This is a genomic window from Mesorhizobium sp. NBSH29 (assembly GCF_015500055.1).
Classification (GTDB): Bacteria; Pseudomonadota; Alphaproteobacteria; order Rhizobiales; family Rhizobiaceae; genus Neomesorhizobium.
Genome location: NZ_CP045492.1, coordinates 1,969,165 through 1,984,038, shown reverse-complemented (window position 1 = coordinate 1,984,038; position 14,874 = coordinate 1,969,165). Strand labels below are relative to the sequence as shown.

Genomic DNA, 14,874 nt, shown 5'->3' with positions numbered 1-14,874 from the left:
CCGCAAAGCGATTGGCACCGCGGGGTACATTTTACGTAAACGTCAACGGGTTCGACTGTGACGTTACATGGCCCATATTTCAAGCCCTGATCAATTAAGATGGTCCAATCGTCCACGTCGTGCACACAAGAAACAGTTCGTTAACCATGTTTCCCACAGGGTAAATTTTGGTTCGCTTGACGGAGTGAGGCTGCTGCTGAGACGTTTAAAATGGCGAGTGATTTCAAGACTGGTTGTGGGAATTTGCGCATCGATTTTGGCGACAGCTCCCGGCTGGGGTTCAGAATTTATTGCCCCGTGGTTTAAGCCAAACCACGCTCTTGTGATTGACGCCTATGAATATAACGAGATCGACTGGGAAAAACTCTCTACGAACAAACGGATAGCGGGTTATATCAACAAGGCCTCTGACGGTTTATCCCCGCCCTACGCATGCAGCGGCGCTGAATTAGAAGTAAAATTGTGCAAGGCCCTATGGAAGCGCCACGCGGTCGCTCGCGAGCTGTTTCAGACCCGTCGAATGCTGGCGAAATCGCTCGGGTTGAAGTGGGGCGCCTATCATCTGGCTCGCCCCGGCAACCCGATTGATCAGGCCAATAATTTTATTGACTTCGCAAACCCTGGGCCAGACGATCTGATGGCGATCGATATCGAGGACAATGACCCGAAAAAATGGATGTCTCTTGAAGACGCTGAAGAATTTGTCCGCCATATCCAGCGCCGAACCGGGCGTTTCCCAGTCCTCTACACCAACGGATCAACTGCAAAACACATCGCCGATAACCGCGAGCGCTATAGGCTGCTGTCGCGCCTGCCACTTTGGTATGCCCGCTATACCGATGCAATCGGCGTGCATTTTCCGCTCGGCTATTGGCGGGGGTACGCACTCTGGCAATTTTCATCGCAGGCCAACTGCAATCAACATCGATGCCCGTACCGCATTCACGGTGCGCCTGACGATATCGATGTGAATGTTGCTGCAGTGAGTGTGGAAGCATTGCGTACAGCTTGGCCGTATGGGAATCTCATCGATGTTCAGCCGGATCGTATGGCAAGCGTGCCCGTGCCGCTGACGCGAGCCGAGGCTGATGCTGGCCATCTGCCACTGGCATATGCGCCGGTGGAGAAGGCGCGTGCTGCTGTAGCGCTGGCTAACGCTTTCGAAGTCGGTGGAAACCAGTACCCTTTGCGGGCAGCAACCTCAGTGGGTCAAGGACGCACGCTAATTCAAGCGGTCGAGTTTTACCGAACCATCGCGTATTACGCAGACTTCGTAGCCGAAAAGATGGGAAACCTGACCCGACTAGCCCGTGCTCAGACGGTCGACGACACCATCACGAGCTCTGTCCACACTGAGCGAGAAAAACGTTAGTTTAACTACCGGCCTGCTCCCTGGCGACCGCCTGCCAGCCGATATCGCTACGGCAGAAACCTTCTGGCCAGTCGATCAAGTCAACCGCCGCATAAGCTTTCGCTCGGGCCTCCGTGACTGTCTTCGCCATCGCGGTTACGTTAAGGACCCTGCCCCCATTGGCGACCAACTGCCCGTCTTTCAGAGCTGTTCCAGCGTGAAACACCTCGGCACCGGACTGCTGTGCCGCATCAACACCACCAATCACAGAACCTTTTTGCGGGGTGCCCGGATAGCCAGTAGCCGCCATTACCACGGTAAGTGCGGCGTCCTCGCGCCAGCGCGCCGACATGTGGGACAGCTGACCGTCCGCCGCAGCTTTCAACAGAACCAGTATATCGTCTCTCAGACGCATCATCAAAACCTGGCATTCAGGATCGCCGAAGCGGACGTTGTATTCAATGAGCTGCGGTCCTTCGTCGGTGATCATCAGTCCAGCGAAAAGAATGCCGCTGAAAGGCGCTCCCATTTCTGCCATGCCGCGCATTGTTGGCTCGATGATCTCGCGCATGGTGCGCTCGACCATCTCGGGTGTCATGACAAGGGCCGGCGAATAGGCGCCCATCCCGCCGGTATTCGGGCCGGTATCGCCATCGCCGACGCGCTTGTGATCCTGTGCCGTACCAAAGGGCAGCGCCGATATTCCGTCGCAGAGGCAAAAGAAACTTGCCTCCTCGCCATCGAGGAAAGCTTCGACAACCACTTCCGCACCGGCCTCCCCCAGCGCACCATTGAAGCAGGCGTCGACGGCCGCCAGCGCCTCCTCAACGGTGGCGGCGACCGTCACGCCCTTGCCAGCGGCCAGACCGTCGGCCTTGACCACGATGGGCGCGCCTTGGGCTTCGATGTAGGCGTGGGCCGGAGCGGCGGCGGTGAAGCGCTGGTATGCGCCGGTCGGGATATTGTTGCGAGCGCAAAGATCCTTCGTAAAGCCTTTTGACCCTTCGAGCTGTGCGGCTTTTCTCGACGCGCCAAAAGCCGCTATCCCGGCTACGGCGAGATCGTCCACAATGCCCGCCACCAACGGTGCTTCGGGACCGACGATGACCAGGTCAATGTGGTTATCTCGGCAAAACGCGATTACTGCGGGGTGATCCGAGATATCAAGCTGGATACATGAAGCCAGAGTTGCGATGCCCGGATTGCCGGGAGCGGCGTAGAGCTTGGTGAGCAGCGGTGAAGCGGCTATTTTCCAAGCCAAGGCATGTTCGCGGCCGCCCGACCCCAGCAAAAGAACATTCATGAATCAGCGGTCCTCGGGATAATTGGTCATGCCATTCGGTATTGTGCCTGCGGGATGGGGTCAAGAACTTGGCCACAATGAGCGGGCTGAATTGCCCGGCAGCTTGACCTCGGCGTTGCTCGCTGGCAGTGCACGACGATGGAACCTATTCAGTCGAAAACAAGCCAGGGGCGGGTTGCCGACGCGCCGAGCGGCCATTGGGTCTATCGCGCATTGCCGCAAGGCATCTGGCCCTACGCACAACTGGCGCGCTGGGACAGGCCAATCGGCTGGGAACTTCTGTTGTGGCCCTGCCTGTGGTCAGCCGCGCTGGCCGCCAGTGCTCATGCGCGGGTTGGCGAGTCGCTTTTGTCGCTGCTACCTCTGCCAGAACATGTGGTTCTTTTTTTGGTCGGCGCTATTGCCATGCGCGGGGCAGGCTGCACCTTCAACGACATTGTCGATCAGCGGATTGATGCGCAGGTGGAACGCACGCGGTCACGTCCTTTGCCCGCCGGGCAGGTCAGCAAGAAACAGGCTTGGGCATTCTTGATCATTCAGGCATTGGTGGGGCTTGTCGTGCTTCTGCAGTTCAACAGCTTTACCGTTTTGCTCGGCCTCGCTTCGCTTAGCATCGTCGCCGTGTATCCATTTCTGAAACGTTTCACCAACTGGCCGCAACTCGGGCTCGGTCTGGCTTTTTCATGGGGTGCATTGATGGGATGGGCTGCACTGTTCGAAACCATCGACGGACCAGCCGTGTTGCTCTATTTGGGCTCGATCCTGTGGGTCATCGGCTACGACACGATTTATGCACATCAGGACAAGGAAGACGATGCCCTTGTCGGCGTGCGCTCAACGGCGCGCCTGTTCGGCGACAATACGCAAGTATGGCTTATCGGCCTCTATAGCGGCGCATTGATGCTGTTTGCCAGTGCATTTGCTGTGGCTCAGGCACCTTTGCCGGCGCTGGCAGGTCTTGTTGCCGCCGGTGCCCACATGGCCTCGCAGATATGGAGGCTCGATATCGACAATCCGAGCCAGTGTCTGAAACTGTTCCACTCGAACTCGACGGTGGGCTGGACGATCTTTATAGGACTTCTCGGCGGCGGACTTTGGATCGCCGTCAAACCGCTTCTCTAATATTGCGACGGTCCTTCAGCGCGAACCTACTCGCGGGCGATCATTTCTTGGCCGTCAATGACAAGACGCAACCCAAGTGTGCCCGCTTTGCGGCGAGCCAGAAAACGCGGGCGCCGTCGCGCCGAAACGCTGCCCTTGCGGCGCTCCTGCGAGCGAGCCGCCTTAATCGCCAGGCCGAGCGATTCTTCTAGTGTGCGCGCCACGCCATCGGCCTCGATTAATAACATCGGCAGACGGTAAGCGTCAGCCCAAGCCCGCCAATCTGCGGCGACATCGTCAAGGTCTTCCGCAACCAGCAAGGGAACGGAGAGCATCGGGTCGTTGTGGAGCAGCTCCAGTGTTACTGTGACATGGCCCATGTCATCTTCAAGTGCCCGCGCCGCAACTCCCTTGAAGGCGTTGGCAGGCAGCGCGACTGTCGCCGGCAGGCCGCTCTTTTCGAGCATACGTTTGATCACCGCACCACGCTGATCGATGGTGAATGTCACATCGCCGTATTCATCGCGCGTGGCATAAGTGACCATTTGCGGCAGACGAAAAGGGTCAAGCCGCATGTTGCGGCCTGCCCAGACTGGTTTCAGCCCGGTGTTCATTGGTGCGCCTTCCTGTTACTCCTGAGAGCCGGTTTTCCGGTCTTCTCGCGGACCGTTTCCCGGTCTCGTTGAAAAGGAAGATACGCGCCGGTCCTTACTGGGGCGCTTAAGAAGTTCGGTTAAATTTTGCTGATTTTTGCCATGGTTACGAGAATGCGACCAGCTGCAATGCCTGAGAAACCTGTCTGAACAACACGTTACCGCACATATGCATGTGCTTAAATTAGTTTTCCGGGGTTCATGATTCCGGCCGGGTCAAAAGCCTTCTTCACACGGCGCATCAAGTCTATCGCAACGGGCGGCGCGGTCGCGATAAGCTCGTCTCGTTTCAGCTGTCCTATCCCGTGCTCTGCAGAGATCGAACCATTCAGAGCGCGGACGATGTCGTGGACGGCTTGGTTCATTGCCCGGTAGAGCGCGAGGAACGCATCGGCGGTTTCTCCAACTGGCTGAGAGATATTATAGTGGAGGTTACCGTCGCCCATGTGGCCGAAGCAAACAATGCGGGCTTGTGGCGAGACGCCAGCCACCGCTTCTGCCCCGCGTTGGATGAATTCTGGAATAGACGCTAGCGGAACAGAAATATCGTGCTTGATCGACGCGCCTTCAAAGCGCTGTGCATCGGAAATTGCTTCCCGCAGTGCCCAGAATGCAGTGCCCTGCGCCATGTTTTGTGCAATCGCAGCATCCGCGACAATCGCAGATTCCAGCGCTGCGGCCAGAATCTCCTCGCAGAGGCTGCGCGCATCCGCAGCAGAGCGTCCCGATGAGATTTCCATCAATATATACCAGAGGTAAGGCTGTGCCAGCGGGCGTTGCGTAGCGGGCACATGTTTGGCCACGAACGAGAGCGGCATCTCACCGATCAGCTCGAATGCCGTCAGGCTGCTGCCTGCTCGATCCAATGACAGCGTGAAGAGCGACAGGGCGGCTTCCGGCGACTCAAGCCCGATCCAAGCCACCTCGACGCCTTTCGGTTTTGGGAAAAGCTTCATCACAGCCGCGGTGATGACGCCTAGGGTGCCCTCGGCGCCGACAAAAAGATTCTTGAGATCGTATCCGGTATTGTCTTTCTTGAGCTTGCGTAAGTCGTCCAGCACTTCGCCGGTGGGCAGCACGACCTCCACGCCGAGACACAGTTCGCGGGCATTACCGTAAGCGAGCACTGCGGTGCCACCGGCATTGCTGGAAAGGTTTCCGCCTATCTGCGCCGTGCCTTGCGATGCAAGCGACAGCGGAAACAGACGATCGGCTTGCTCGGCAGCCCGCTGCACGTCTTCAAGGATAACGCCGGCCTCAACCGTGATGGTGTTTGATAGCGCATCTAGTTCGCGAATGCGGTTGAGCCGGGAAAGAGACAGCACTATCTCCAGCCCGGAATTGTCCGGAACTTGGCCACCTACCAACCCGGTATTGCCACCTTGAGGAACAATTCTTGTACCTGTTTCGGTCGCGAGCGCCATGATGCGACTGACTTCCTCGACCGTGCCTGGCTTGAGCACAAGTGCACTACGGCCCGGAAACAGGCCGCGTCGCTCGGTGACATAAGCTTCGATATCTTCCGCCTGACACAATGCGTGCGGAGCGCCGACGATGGCGATGAAGCGTTCGAGCACAGTCAAATCTGGTGCAGGTGTGTCCATCGCTCCAGACTACGATTGTGGTAGCTGCGTGTCACGCGGTGCGGCCGCGCGTGCCAACCGGTCGTTGATAGCCTCGCCGAGACCAGTTTGAGGCACTGGTGCCACCGCAATGGTGCTGGCGCCGGTTTGGTCAAGTTTTGCCATATATGAAAAGAGGTTGGCTGCTGCCTCGCGCAAATCACCCGTTCGCGAGAGGTTGAGTGCAGCGATGGCTCTGTCAGCGCCTTGTATCGAAATCGGGCCAAATTCTAAAAGTGCCTCGCCTTCCCCCACCTGCAGCGCGTTCAGCCGCATCCTTGCATGGGGTGCGTAGTGCGAGGCAAGCATGCCGGGCGCCTGTATTTTCGCGCCATCGTCGCTCCGGCGCAAATTTTCGCCGGCAACCTCCTCAATGTCGGCGGCCGCAACGCCGCCTGGCCTGAGCATGGTGATGGTTCCGCCCTCAACCTTTATGATGGTGGATTCTACGCCCACAGGGGCCGCGCCACCATCGACAATCAGTCTTATACGCGAACCGAGATCAGATGCGACCGCCTGCGCTGTCGTGGCACTGATGCGGCCAGATGAATTTGCGCTCGGGGCCGCCAATGGCCGACCAAGCGCGTGGATAAGTTGGCCCCCAAAGCCTTGCGGCATTCGCAGAGCAATCGTGTCCAGTCCCGCGGTCACCAAGGGATGGATGTTTGATCCGTCGCGTAGTGGCAGCACCAAAGTGATAGGTCCCGGCCAGAAACTTTCTGCAAGTTTGCGCGAAAGCGGGTCGAAAAGCGCTATCGCTTCGGCCATCTCCAGGCTGGCGACATGTGCGATGAGCGGATTGAATCTTGGCCGCCCCTTGGCCTCGAAAATCTTCGCGACCGCAATGCCATGTGTCGCATCGCCGGCCAGCCCGTAGACAGTCTCAGTCGGTATCGCAACGACATCGCCGGCGCGCAGGAGAGCCAGCGCATCATCCATCGCTGTTTCGTGCCCGATCATCTTTGCAGACTGGTTTGTTTCCACGCGACGTGACTAACGCGGCATTCCCGCTGCCGCAAGGGCTTCGAGGAGATCGTTAAAATGCGAACGAACCGATGAAGCGGGCATCAACATCAGGCTGCTATAGCGAACACTCAAGACAGGGATGGGTTTGATATGCGTTTGTATGCAGCTGTTGTTTTCGCCAGTGTTCTGGTCTCGGGTGCCGCTTCGGCGTCGTCCATCACCACACTGCCTTCCAGCAGAAATGCCCCTTCCGTTGTTCGACTAGGGACGCCTGCCAAGATGGCACCGGCAATCGATTCCGCGACCACCGCTTCGACCGTTGCCAAGCCTGCAGAAACACCACGCCGTCGCAACGAACCCTTGTTAGTCATCCGCGGCGGAATTGTCGGCGACGCTTTCGCTAGCTCCAGCGCGGCGCCGGATGTTATGCTGCCCTCCCAGAAGGCGGCTGCACCTGGGGCCTCAAACGAGGTCGCACCTGCTGCTGCGGGGGCCAAACAAGCGGCAACTCCGGCGGCGCCAATGATGCCCCCCGTCAAATTGGAATAAGACACTGGACGGGTCTCGCCCAGGCTGACACAGTCAGCAAGCCACGGAGACCACCCATGCACGCTTTCATAAAATTTCTGCATATTTTTGCTTTGATGCTGGGTGCCGGCGCGGGCTTTGGCCAGTTGATTATTGCGCGCCGATTGCGTGCAGCCGACGGACAACTCAAGCCGGAACTCATGGCGTTGCGGCCTATCTTTGCGCGCCTCGGGCTGGCGGGCATTGTGTTGATCTGGCTGACCGGGCTCTGGCTCTATCTCGGCTTTTATGCCGGCTCAAATCTTGGTGCGGCATTCCACATCAAGCTTTTACTGGCCACCGCATTGCTGGCCATCAGCATCACCGGTGCTGTTGTGATGGCGCGTGCAAAAGCTGGCAGCAGGCCGCCGGCGTGGTTGCCCACGCTAGGTATGGCGTCAGGTCCGTTGTTGCTGCTCGCTGTCGCACTGGCGGTTTACATCTTCAATTGATGCGCGTTGTTCAGCCAGCTATTTTCGAGAAATCTGCAACCTGATCGGTGGCGTTGCGGATGCGCAAAAGAAGCGCCAGACGGTTCGCGCGCACAGCCTCGTCGGGGTCGTTTACCATCACCTTCTCAAAGAATGAATCAACTGGTTCACGCAGCGCACTAAGTGCGCGCATGGCAGCGGAAAAGTCTTCATTCTGAATCGCTTGCGCAGCTTGGCTCTCAGCCTGATTCAATGCCGATAACAGGTTTTTCTCTGTCTCATCGACAAACAGCGATGACGCAACGGAAGATGCAACTTGCGTGCCCTTCTTTTCCTCGGCGGCAAGAATGTTGGCTGCACGCTTGGTGCCAACAACAAGGTTTTTGCCTTCGTCCGTTTCGAGGAATTCTGCCAAGGCTTTGACCCGGTTGACGATGGCCATCAGGTCGTCTGCATCCGGAGAAATGACGGCGTCGATAAGATCATGACGGACGCCCTGTTCGCGCAGATAAACTTTTAGGCGGTCATGGAAGAAGGCGAGGAGATCGGAATCTGTTGCGAATTTTGATAGCGAAAGGGCGAAATTGTTTTCCACGATAATGCGGATCACTCCGAGTGCCGCGCGCCGAAGTGCGTAAGGGTCTTTGCTCCCCGTTGGCTTCTCGTCAATGTCCCAAAATGCAGTCAACGTATCGAGCTTGTCAGCGAGTGCCACAGCGACCGAAACCGGATCGAAGGGCACCGTATCTGACGGGCCTTGCGGCTTGTAGTGCTGTTCGATGGCTGCTGCGACGCCGACATGCTCACCCTGCAAGAGTGCATATTTGCGACCCATCACGCCTTGAAGTTCAGGGAACTCTCCGACGGCTTCAGTCTGCAGATCAGCCTTGGCCAGCACTGCCGCGCGGCGGGCAAGTGTGGAATCGGCGCGGACCATTGGAGCAAGCTCTTCGGCCAGTTTTGCGATACGAGAAACACGCTCTCCCTGCGTGCCGATCCTGGCGTGGAACGTAACATTGAGGTGGTCAAGCCGCGCCATGCGCTGGTCGAGCGGCTTTGTCATATCCAGGCCGAATTTTTCGGCCGATGCCGCGAACGCTGCGCGATCCGGCAAATCGGCCTGATCGGTCTTCCAGAAATACAGGGCGTCAGACAGTCTGGCGCGTACCACCTTGCCATTGCCATGGGCGATCTCGGCACCACCATCTTTGGCTTCGATGTTGGAAATTACAACGAAGCGGTTCGACAGTTTTTCGCTCTCGCCAGAGATGCGTGTGACGAAGCATTTCTGATTGGCGCGGATGGTGAGACGAATAACTTCGGGGGGGATTTCGAGAAATTCTTCTTCGAACTCGCCCAAGAGAACAACCGGCCATTCCACCAGCCCGGCAACTTCGTCGAGGAGTCCCTCATCCTCCACCAGTTCCAGCCCGTTTGCAAAGGCAAGGTTGCGCGCGTCGGAGAGGATGATTTCCTTGCGCCGGTCGGCGTCGAGCACCACCTTGGCAGCTTCCAGTTTCGACACATAGTCATCGAAGCGGCGCACAGTGATTGTACCCGGCGCATGGAAGCGATGCCCTTGTGTGACATTACCCGAGCGAATGCCATTCACTTCAAAGTCCACAATGACCGGCTCTTCTGTTTCAGGACCGAAAGTGCAGATGATTGATTGAAGCGGGCGGACCCAGCGCATGGCTTCGCCGCCCTGCCCCACGCCACCCGCATAATGCCGGCCCTTTGGCCCAGAGGCCGGGCCCCAGCGCATGGACTTCGGCCACGGGAAGGTCTTTACGACTGCGGGGATCAGTTCCGCGATGATTTCTTCAGCCGCCCGACCGGGCTTTGAGATGTGGGCTACATAAAAATCGCCCTTCTTCGGATCTGTATGGATGTGCGCCTGAGATATGTCGCTGAGGCCTGCGCCACGCAGGAAACCGGCAATCGCCTGTTCCGGTGCTTTGGTGCTCGGACCCTTGCGCTCCTCGTGTACATCGCGCGAGCGCGCGTTAAGGCCCCGGATATCGAGTGTCAGCCGGCGCGGAGTAAAATATTCGCGCGCTGCCTCATACGTCAGCCCGGCTTCCACCAAACCATCGGTGACCAACTTCTTCAGGTCACCGGCTGCCTTGCGCTGCATGCGGGCGGGAATTTCCTCGGAGCGAAGTTCTAACAGCAGGTCTGGCATTTGTCGGTCTCTGGTCTTTCGCGGACGAACGCCCGCTTCGACGCAGGCGCGATTGCACTAGCAACTCCGCTCCGCGCTGTCACCCATGGCATACCTGAATGAATAACTGAGTGAACCATTCAGGGCCTGGCCGCGACACATGAATATCACGGCAAACGCGGACCAATGCCATGCATTTCATTTCCACATTCATCCAGGCTGCCGCCCTCGCCGCCTGCTTTACCTTGCAGGCCTTGCCAGGAGCGCATCACTCACCGATCACTGGGGTGCGCCGGGCGCTTCAGACAATGGCCGGTGCAACGATCACTTCAACGCTGGTGGTTCAGTTGTCGGAGACCGCCTGCGTGGCTTGATGCTTATGCTGCCAAGCCGCCAGCCTGCGTTTGCAGGTAGGCCTCGCCGCACGCCTTGGCCAGATCGCGCACGCGCAGAATGTAGCGGGCACGCTCTGTCGGCGAGATGACCCCGCGCGCATCCAGAAGGTTGAATGCGTGGCTCGCCTTGATGCATTGATCGTAGGCTGGAAACACCATTTTGTGGTTCGGCGGGCTAGAATCCTGCGTCGGTGCGCCGGCTGCCAACAACGCCTTGCATTCCGCTTCCGCATCCTCGAAATGGCGCAGCAGTACTGCGGTGTCGGCGTGCTCGAAATTGTGCCTGGAATATTCCTGCTCGGCTTGCAGGAATATGTCGCCATAGGTGACCTTCTCGTCCCCTTCGCCACCGTTGAAATTGAGGTCGTACACGCTGTCAACGCCCTGCACGTACATCGCCAGCCGTTCCAGCCCGTAGGTCAATTCACCTGCGACAGGTGAACATTCGATGCCACAGACCTGCTGGAAATAGGTGAACTGCGAGACTTCCATGCCATCGCACCAGCACTCCCAGCCAAGACCCCACGCGCCAAGGGTCGGGCTTTCCCAATCATCCTCGACAAACCTGATATCGTGCAGAAGTGGGTCAATGCCAATGGCGGCCAGCGAACCGAGATAGAGCTCCTGCAAGTTGGATGGGTTGGGCTTCAGAATGACCTGATATTGATAATAGTGCTGTAGCCGATTGGGGTTTTCGCCGTAACGACCATCCTTTGGTCGGCGGGAGGGCTGCACATAGGCCGCTTTCCACGGCTTCGGTCCGAGTGCGCGCAATGTGGTTGCTGGATGAAAGGTGCCGGCGCCCACTTCCATGTCGTACGGCTGCAAGATCACGCAGCCCTGCGCTGCCCAATAGTTATGGAGCGTGAGAATAAGACCTTGAAACGATTGTTTCGGGTCGTGCTCAAGAGTGGCGGCAGGTTCGATAACGGCGGGCCTTTCGATCTAAACCGGAGTGGCCCGTCCTAGTGCTGACTGCAAGGACCGTCAAGCGAGCGTGACGCTTTGAATGCCTAGTTACCCGCTGGCAGTTTCAGTTCCTGCCCCGGAACCAGTCGACCAGGGTTTCCCTCCAGTTGCGGGTTGAGGTCGAGAATTTCGGTGTAGCGGTTCCCGTCGCCTAGCTGCGCAGCAGCGATCGACCACAAGGACTGGCCGCGCTGGACAGTGTAAGAAGCGGTCACAGCAGTGACGACTTGCGGCGCTTCGGGAACGACAAGTTCGGACTTCTTTTCCGGAAGCGCTTCTTTTGTATCGGCCGGCGTATCGGGCAACACTTTTCCTGCCGCCTTCGGGTCGAGCGCGGGCAAGCCTTCCTTGAGTTTTTTCTGGACGCTGGCCAGGACATCGGCGTCAGGTTTCATGTCGCGCGCGTGCGCCCATTGGAACGTGGCTTCGAGTTGCCTGCCAGCCCGCCAATAGGCGTCTCCCAAATGGTCGTTAAGCACCGCATCGTCGGGCTTTAGCGAGACTGCACGCTCCAGTTCGCCTACAGCTTCCTCGTAGTTGCCGAGACGATAATGGGCCCAGCCCAGAGAATCGACGATGTAGCCATCGCTGGGGCGCGCTTCGACCGCCTTCTTGATAAGCTCCAGGCCCTCTTCGAGCTTGGTGTTCATGTCTACCCAGGAATAACCCAGATAGTTCATCACTTGCGGCTGATCTGGAAAAAGCTCCAGCGCCTTAAGAAAATTGGGCTCTGCCCTGGACCACTGCTTCAGACGCTCATACGCAATGCCGCGCTGGTAAAAAACGCTCCAGTCCTCCGCAGTCGGTGCGGGAATGCGCGTGACGGCGCGGTCATAGAGCTCGGCGGCGGATTCGAAATCCTCCTTCGAAGCGTATACCCCTCCCAGCGCGAGATAACCGCGCATGTCGTCAGGTGCCGCTTCAATCAATGTTGTTAACTGCGCAATGGCCTCATCGTGACGTTTCAGGTCAGCCAGATTGAGACCACGCTGCAACTCGGCGATGCGCTTGAGCGACGATTCAGGCTTGATCCGGCCATAAAGGTCGATTGCCTGTTCAGCGTCCTGCTGCTGCTCCGAAATCGCTGCCAACTGCATCAGCACAACATCGCTATCAGGCATGAGCGCCAGCGCAAACTGCAGATAGAGCCGCACAAAAGCCTCACCGCCTCCACGGTTTAGAGCGGTGCCAAGGTTGAGAAATATCTCGGAAGCGCCCTGCGTTGGCCCCTCCACCAAAGCCGCGATGGGCTGGCCGTTTTCGATTTCGCCACGAAGTTCCGCTACCGCCGGTCGCCCGACCGAAAATTCCTCCGACCGGTCGAGTACTTTCAGCGCCTCTTGCTTCTTGCCGTCACGAGCGAGAAAGCGGGCGTAGGATTCGGCTGCCCGCAACCAGGTCTCCGGTGCTGCGCTGCCAGCGGACAGATCGCGAATGGAAATTTCGTACGATTTTGCGGCTTCCTCTGTCATGCCTGCACCCTCCGCGATCAGCGCACGGTGATAGGCTACAAAGACCGTATACCACTCAGGGCCCTGCAAGGTGTCCAGATGCTCCAGCGCCTCCTTGGTATGCCCCTGCCCCGCTTCTGCCCATCCGGTCATCAAGCCGGTTATGAGTTTGTCGAGGTCGGATGAAACCGCCAGCTTCAGCCAGTATTTGGCCTTTTCGTAGTCCTTCTTGCGGAAAGTATCGACGGCGAGGGCAACACGAGAAAACCGCTCAACATCAGGGGTGGTTTTCAACTTTTCTGCGTAGACAAGCGCCTCGTCAAAACGGCCCTGCGAGACCAGCCCCAGCATCAGGCTTTGCTGCAACTGCTGGTTTTCCGGATCAAATGACAAAGCGCGCGCGTAATAGGTGACCGCGCCCGAAAGATCATTGTCTATTTCAGCAGAGCGTCCGGCGAGATAAGCGCCTGAGAAAGAAGATATTTCGACGGGTGCGGGAGGCGTCTCTTTGGCTACCGCTAATTGAAGCGACAAGGCCATGCCAATAACAGCAAGCGTTGATAGCCGAATTCTGTTGGTGAGCGGCATTCGTTTCCTTCCGCCGTGAAAATTTTGCCAGTCCGCCGGACGGACTGAGGGCCAAACCGCATGATGTCTTAAAGCATGGCCTTTTTGGGGTGCCGCTTCAATCCACCAGGTGGACAATCTGGTATCAACCAGTGCTTGTCGTGAAACGGCAGCAACTAGTTAACACGGTTGATGCAGAAATCGATAACTTCCAGAAGCGCCGCCTTCTGCGGAGTCTCCTTCAGCGGGGCCAGCGCATCGCGCGCAATCCCACCGAAATGGCGAGCCCGACCGATTGTATCGGCTATCGCATTGTGGCGGTTGAGAAGCACAAGTGCACGCTCCAGCTCAACATCGTCGGTTTCGTTTTTTTCGATGGCCTGGCTCCAGAACGCCCGTTCAGCAGTGGTGCCACGCCGATACGCCAGGATCACCGGCAAGGTGACCTTGCCCTCACGAAAATCGTCGCCGACATTTTTGCCAAGATCTTTCGAAGTACCCCCATAGTCGAGCGCATCGTCGATGAGTTGGAACGCAAGGCCGAGATTCATGCCGTAAGAGCGAAGAGCTGCACGGTCGGCTTTTGTGGCGCCTGCGATAACCGGTCCGACTTCAGCGGCGGCTGAAAACAACGCTGCGGTTTTAGCCTTGATGACGGCGAAATGCTCGTCTTCGGTAGTTTCGAGGTTCTTGGCTGCGGCGAGTTGCATCACCTCGCCCTCGGCAATCACTGATGCAGCCGTCGAAAGAATGTCGAGTGCCTCAAGCGATCCGACGTCGACCATCATGCGAAACGCTTGGCCGAGCAGGAAGTCGCCGACGAGCACGCTTGCTTGGTTTCCCCAGATCATGCGGGCGGTCTTTTTGCCGCGTCGCATGCCGCTTTCGTCAACGACATCATCGTGCAGAAGCGTTGCAGTGTGCATGAACTCAACGCTGGTTGACAGCTTCACATGGCCGTCACCAACATACCCGAACATCTGCGCGGCCGCCAAAGTCACCATGGGTCTCAACCGCTTGCCACCGGATGAAATCAGATGATTGGCAATTTCCGGGATCATTTCGACGTCGGAACCGGCCCTTGCGAGGATCAGTTGGTTGACACGGCCCATATCAGCGCGTGTCAGATCAACCAGAGGCTGGATCGAGGCCGCATTCCGCTTGCTGTCATCGAGATTGAGTACAACGCCCACTGGTTACTCCCCGTTGTTGGCGTTTCGAGCGCTTACTTGCCTGTCCTACCGGGAATTCTAATGCGGTGGCAAGGTGCGGCAAGCGGCGAATTGGCGCGGCCACTTTACCTGCCCGAACGTCGCCTGATACGGGTTCGTGAA

Annotated in this window: 13 protein-coding genes; 4 read left to right on the top strand and 9 right to left on the bottom strand. The window is 57.9% G+C overall.

Annotation, left to right across the window (positions count from 1 at the left end):
- Positions 1-67: 67 nt before the first annotated feature.
- Positions 68-1,372, top strand: a complete 1,305-nt coding sequence (locus GA830_RS09780) for a glycoside hydrolase family 25 protein (RefSeq protein ID WP_195161687.1) — start codon at positions 68-70, stop codon at positions 1,370-1,372.
- A 1-nt stretch (position 1,373) separates the two neighbouring features.
- On the opposite strand, the gene purD is transcribed toward GA830_RS09780, so the two are convergent.
- Positions 1,374-2,654 carry a phosphoribosylamine--glycine ligase gene (purD, locus tag GA830_RS09775; protein ID WP_195161686.1) on the bottom strand — a complete coding sequence of 427 codons (1,281 nt, stop codon included), beginning with the start codon at positions 2,652-2,654 and terminating at the stop codon, positions 1,374-1,376.
- Positions 2,655-2,792: 138 nt separating this feature from the next.
- Here purD and ubiA point away from each other — a divergent pair, with 138 nt between their 5' ends.
- On the top strand, positions 2,793-3,776 hold the full coding sequence (gene ubiA / locus GA830_RS09770) for a 4-hydroxybenzoate octaprenyltransferase (RefSeq protein WP_195161685.1): 984 nt from the start codon (positions 2,793-2,795) through the stop codon (positions 3,774-3,776).
- Between the two features lie 26 nt (positions 3,777-3,802).
- Here ubiA and GA830_RS09765 read toward each other — a convergent pair whose 3' ends face one another.
- The 4 genes from GA830_RS09765 to GA830_RS09750 all read right to left on the bottom strand — a co-directional run bounded on the left by GA830_RS09765 (position 3,803) and on the right by GA830_RS09750 (position 7,493).
- Positions 3,803-4,369 carry a DUF6101 family protein gene (locus GA830_RS09765; RefSeq protein ID WP_195161684.1) on the bottom strand — a complete coding sequence of 189 codons (567 nt, stop codon included), beginning with the start codon at positions 4,367-4,369 and terminating at the stop codon, positions 3,803-3,805.
- 218 nt (positions 4,370-4,587) lie between these two features.
- Positions 4,588-6,012, bottom strand: coding sequence for an FAD-binding oxidoreductase (locus GA830_RS09760; protein ID WP_195161683.1), 1,425 nt, complete (start codon positions 6,010-6,012; stop codon positions 4,588-4,590).
- Between the two features lie 9 nt (positions 6,013-6,021).
- On the bottom strand, positions 6,022-6,990 hold the full coding sequence (locus GA830_RS09755) for an L-threonylcarbamoyladenylate synthase (RefSeq protein ID WP_195161682.1): 969 nt from the start codon (positions 6,988-6,990) through the stop codon (positions 6,022-6,024).
- Between the two features lie 134 nt (positions 6,991-7,124).
- Entirely contained in the window at positions 7,125-7,493 is a 369-nt protein-coding gene (locus GA830_RS09750; RefSeq protein WP_210330823.1) for a hypothetical protein, read from the bottom strand.
- A gap of 108 nt (positions 7,494-7,601) precedes the next feature.
- Here GA830_RS09750 and GA830_RS09745 point away from each other — a divergent pair, with 108 nt between their 5' ends.
- A complete protein-coding gene (locus tag GA830_RS09745) occupies positions 7,602-8,015 on the top strand; it encodes a hypothetical protein (protein WP_195161680.1) in 414 nt (137 codons plus the stop codon).
- 10 nt (positions 8,016-8,025) lie between these two features.
- On the opposite strand, the gene glyS is transcribed toward GA830_RS09745, so the two are convergent.
- Positions 8,026-10,179: a glycine--tRNA ligase subunit beta gene (gene glyS, locus GA830_RS09740; protein WP_195161679.1), complete on the bottom strand. Its 2,154-nt coding sequence runs from the start codon at positions 10,177-10,179 to the stop codon at positions 8,026-8,028.
- A gap of 170 nt (positions 10,180-10,349) precedes the next feature.
- On the opposite strand from glyS, the gene GA830_RS09735 reads away from it, so the two are divergent.
- Positions 10,350-10,532, top strand: a complete 183-nt coding sequence (locus GA830_RS09735; protein WP_195161678.1) for a hypothetical protein — start codon at positions 10,350-10,352, stop codon at positions 10,530-10,532.
- A gap of 3 nt (positions 10,533-10,535) precedes the next feature.
- On the opposite strand, the gene GA830_RS09730 is transcribed toward GA830_RS09735, so the two are convergent.
- The 3 genes from GA830_RS09730 to GA830_RS09720 all read right to left on the bottom strand — a co-directional run bounded on the left by GA830_RS09730 (position 10,536) and on the right by GA830_RS09720 (position 14,733).
- Entirely contained in the window at positions 10,536-11,480 is a 945-nt protein-coding gene (locus GA830_RS09730) for a glycine--tRNA ligase subunit alpha (RefSeq protein ID WP_195164884.1), read from the bottom strand.
- An 86-nt stretch (positions 11,481-11,566) separates the two neighbouring features.
- Positions 11,567-13,561, bottom strand: coding sequence for a tetratricopeptide repeat protein (locus tag GA830_RS09725; RefSeq protein ID WP_258045397.1), 1,995 nt, complete (start codon positions 13,559-13,561; stop codon positions 11,567-11,569).
- A gap of 155 nt (positions 13,562-13,716) precedes the next feature.
- The gene (locus GA830_RS09720; protein ID WP_195161677.1) at positions 13,717-14,733 is read right to left on the bottom strand and encodes a polyprenyl synthetase family protein; all 1,017 of its coding nucleotides are present in this window, start codon (positions 14,731-14,733) and stop codon (positions 13,717-13,719) included.
- Between the last annotated feature and the right edge of the window lie 141 nt (positions 14,734-14,874).

Bases quoted from the DNA above. Each gene is read 5' to 3' on its own strand.
- GA830_RS09735 (WP_195161678.1), top strand. From the start codon at position 10,350: ATGCATTTCATTTCCACATTCATCCAGGCTGCCGCCCTCGCCGCCTGC.
- glyS (WP_195161679.1), bottom strand. From the start codon at position 10,179: ATGCCAGACCTGCTGTTAGAACTTCGCTCCGAGGAAATTCCCGCCCGC.
- GA830_RS09725 (WP_258045397.1), bottom strand. From the start codon at position 13,561: ATGCCGCTCACCAACAGAATTCGGCTATCAACGCTTGCTGTTATTGGC.
- GA830_RS09760 (WP_195161683.1), bottom strand. From the start codon at position 6,012: ATGGACACACCTGCACCAGATTTGACTGTGCTCGAACGCTTCATCGCC.
- purD (WP_195161686.1), bottom strand. From the start codon at position 2,654: ATGAATGTTCTTTTGCTGGGGTCGGGCGGCCGCGAACATGCCTTGGCT.
- GA830_RS09780 (WP_195161687.1), top strand. From the start codon at position 68: ATGGCCCATATTTCAAGCCCTGATCAATTAAGATGGTCCAATCGTCCA.
- GA830_RS09765 (WP_195161684.1), bottom strand. From the start codon at position 4,369: ATGAACACCGGGCTGAAACCAGTCTGGGCAGGCCGCAACATGCGGCTT.
- GA830_RS09755 (WP_195161682.1), bottom strand. From the start codon at position 6,990: ATGATCGGGCACGAAACAGCGATGGATGATGCGCTGGCTCTCCTGCGC.
- GA830_RS09745 (WP_195161680.1), top strand. From the start codon at position 7,602: ATGCACGCTTTCATAAAATTTCTGCATATTTTTGCTTTGATGCTGGGT.
- ubiA (WP_195161685.1), top strand. From the start codon at position 2,793: ATGGAACCTATTCAGTCGAAAACAAGCCAGGGGCGGGTTGCCGACGCG.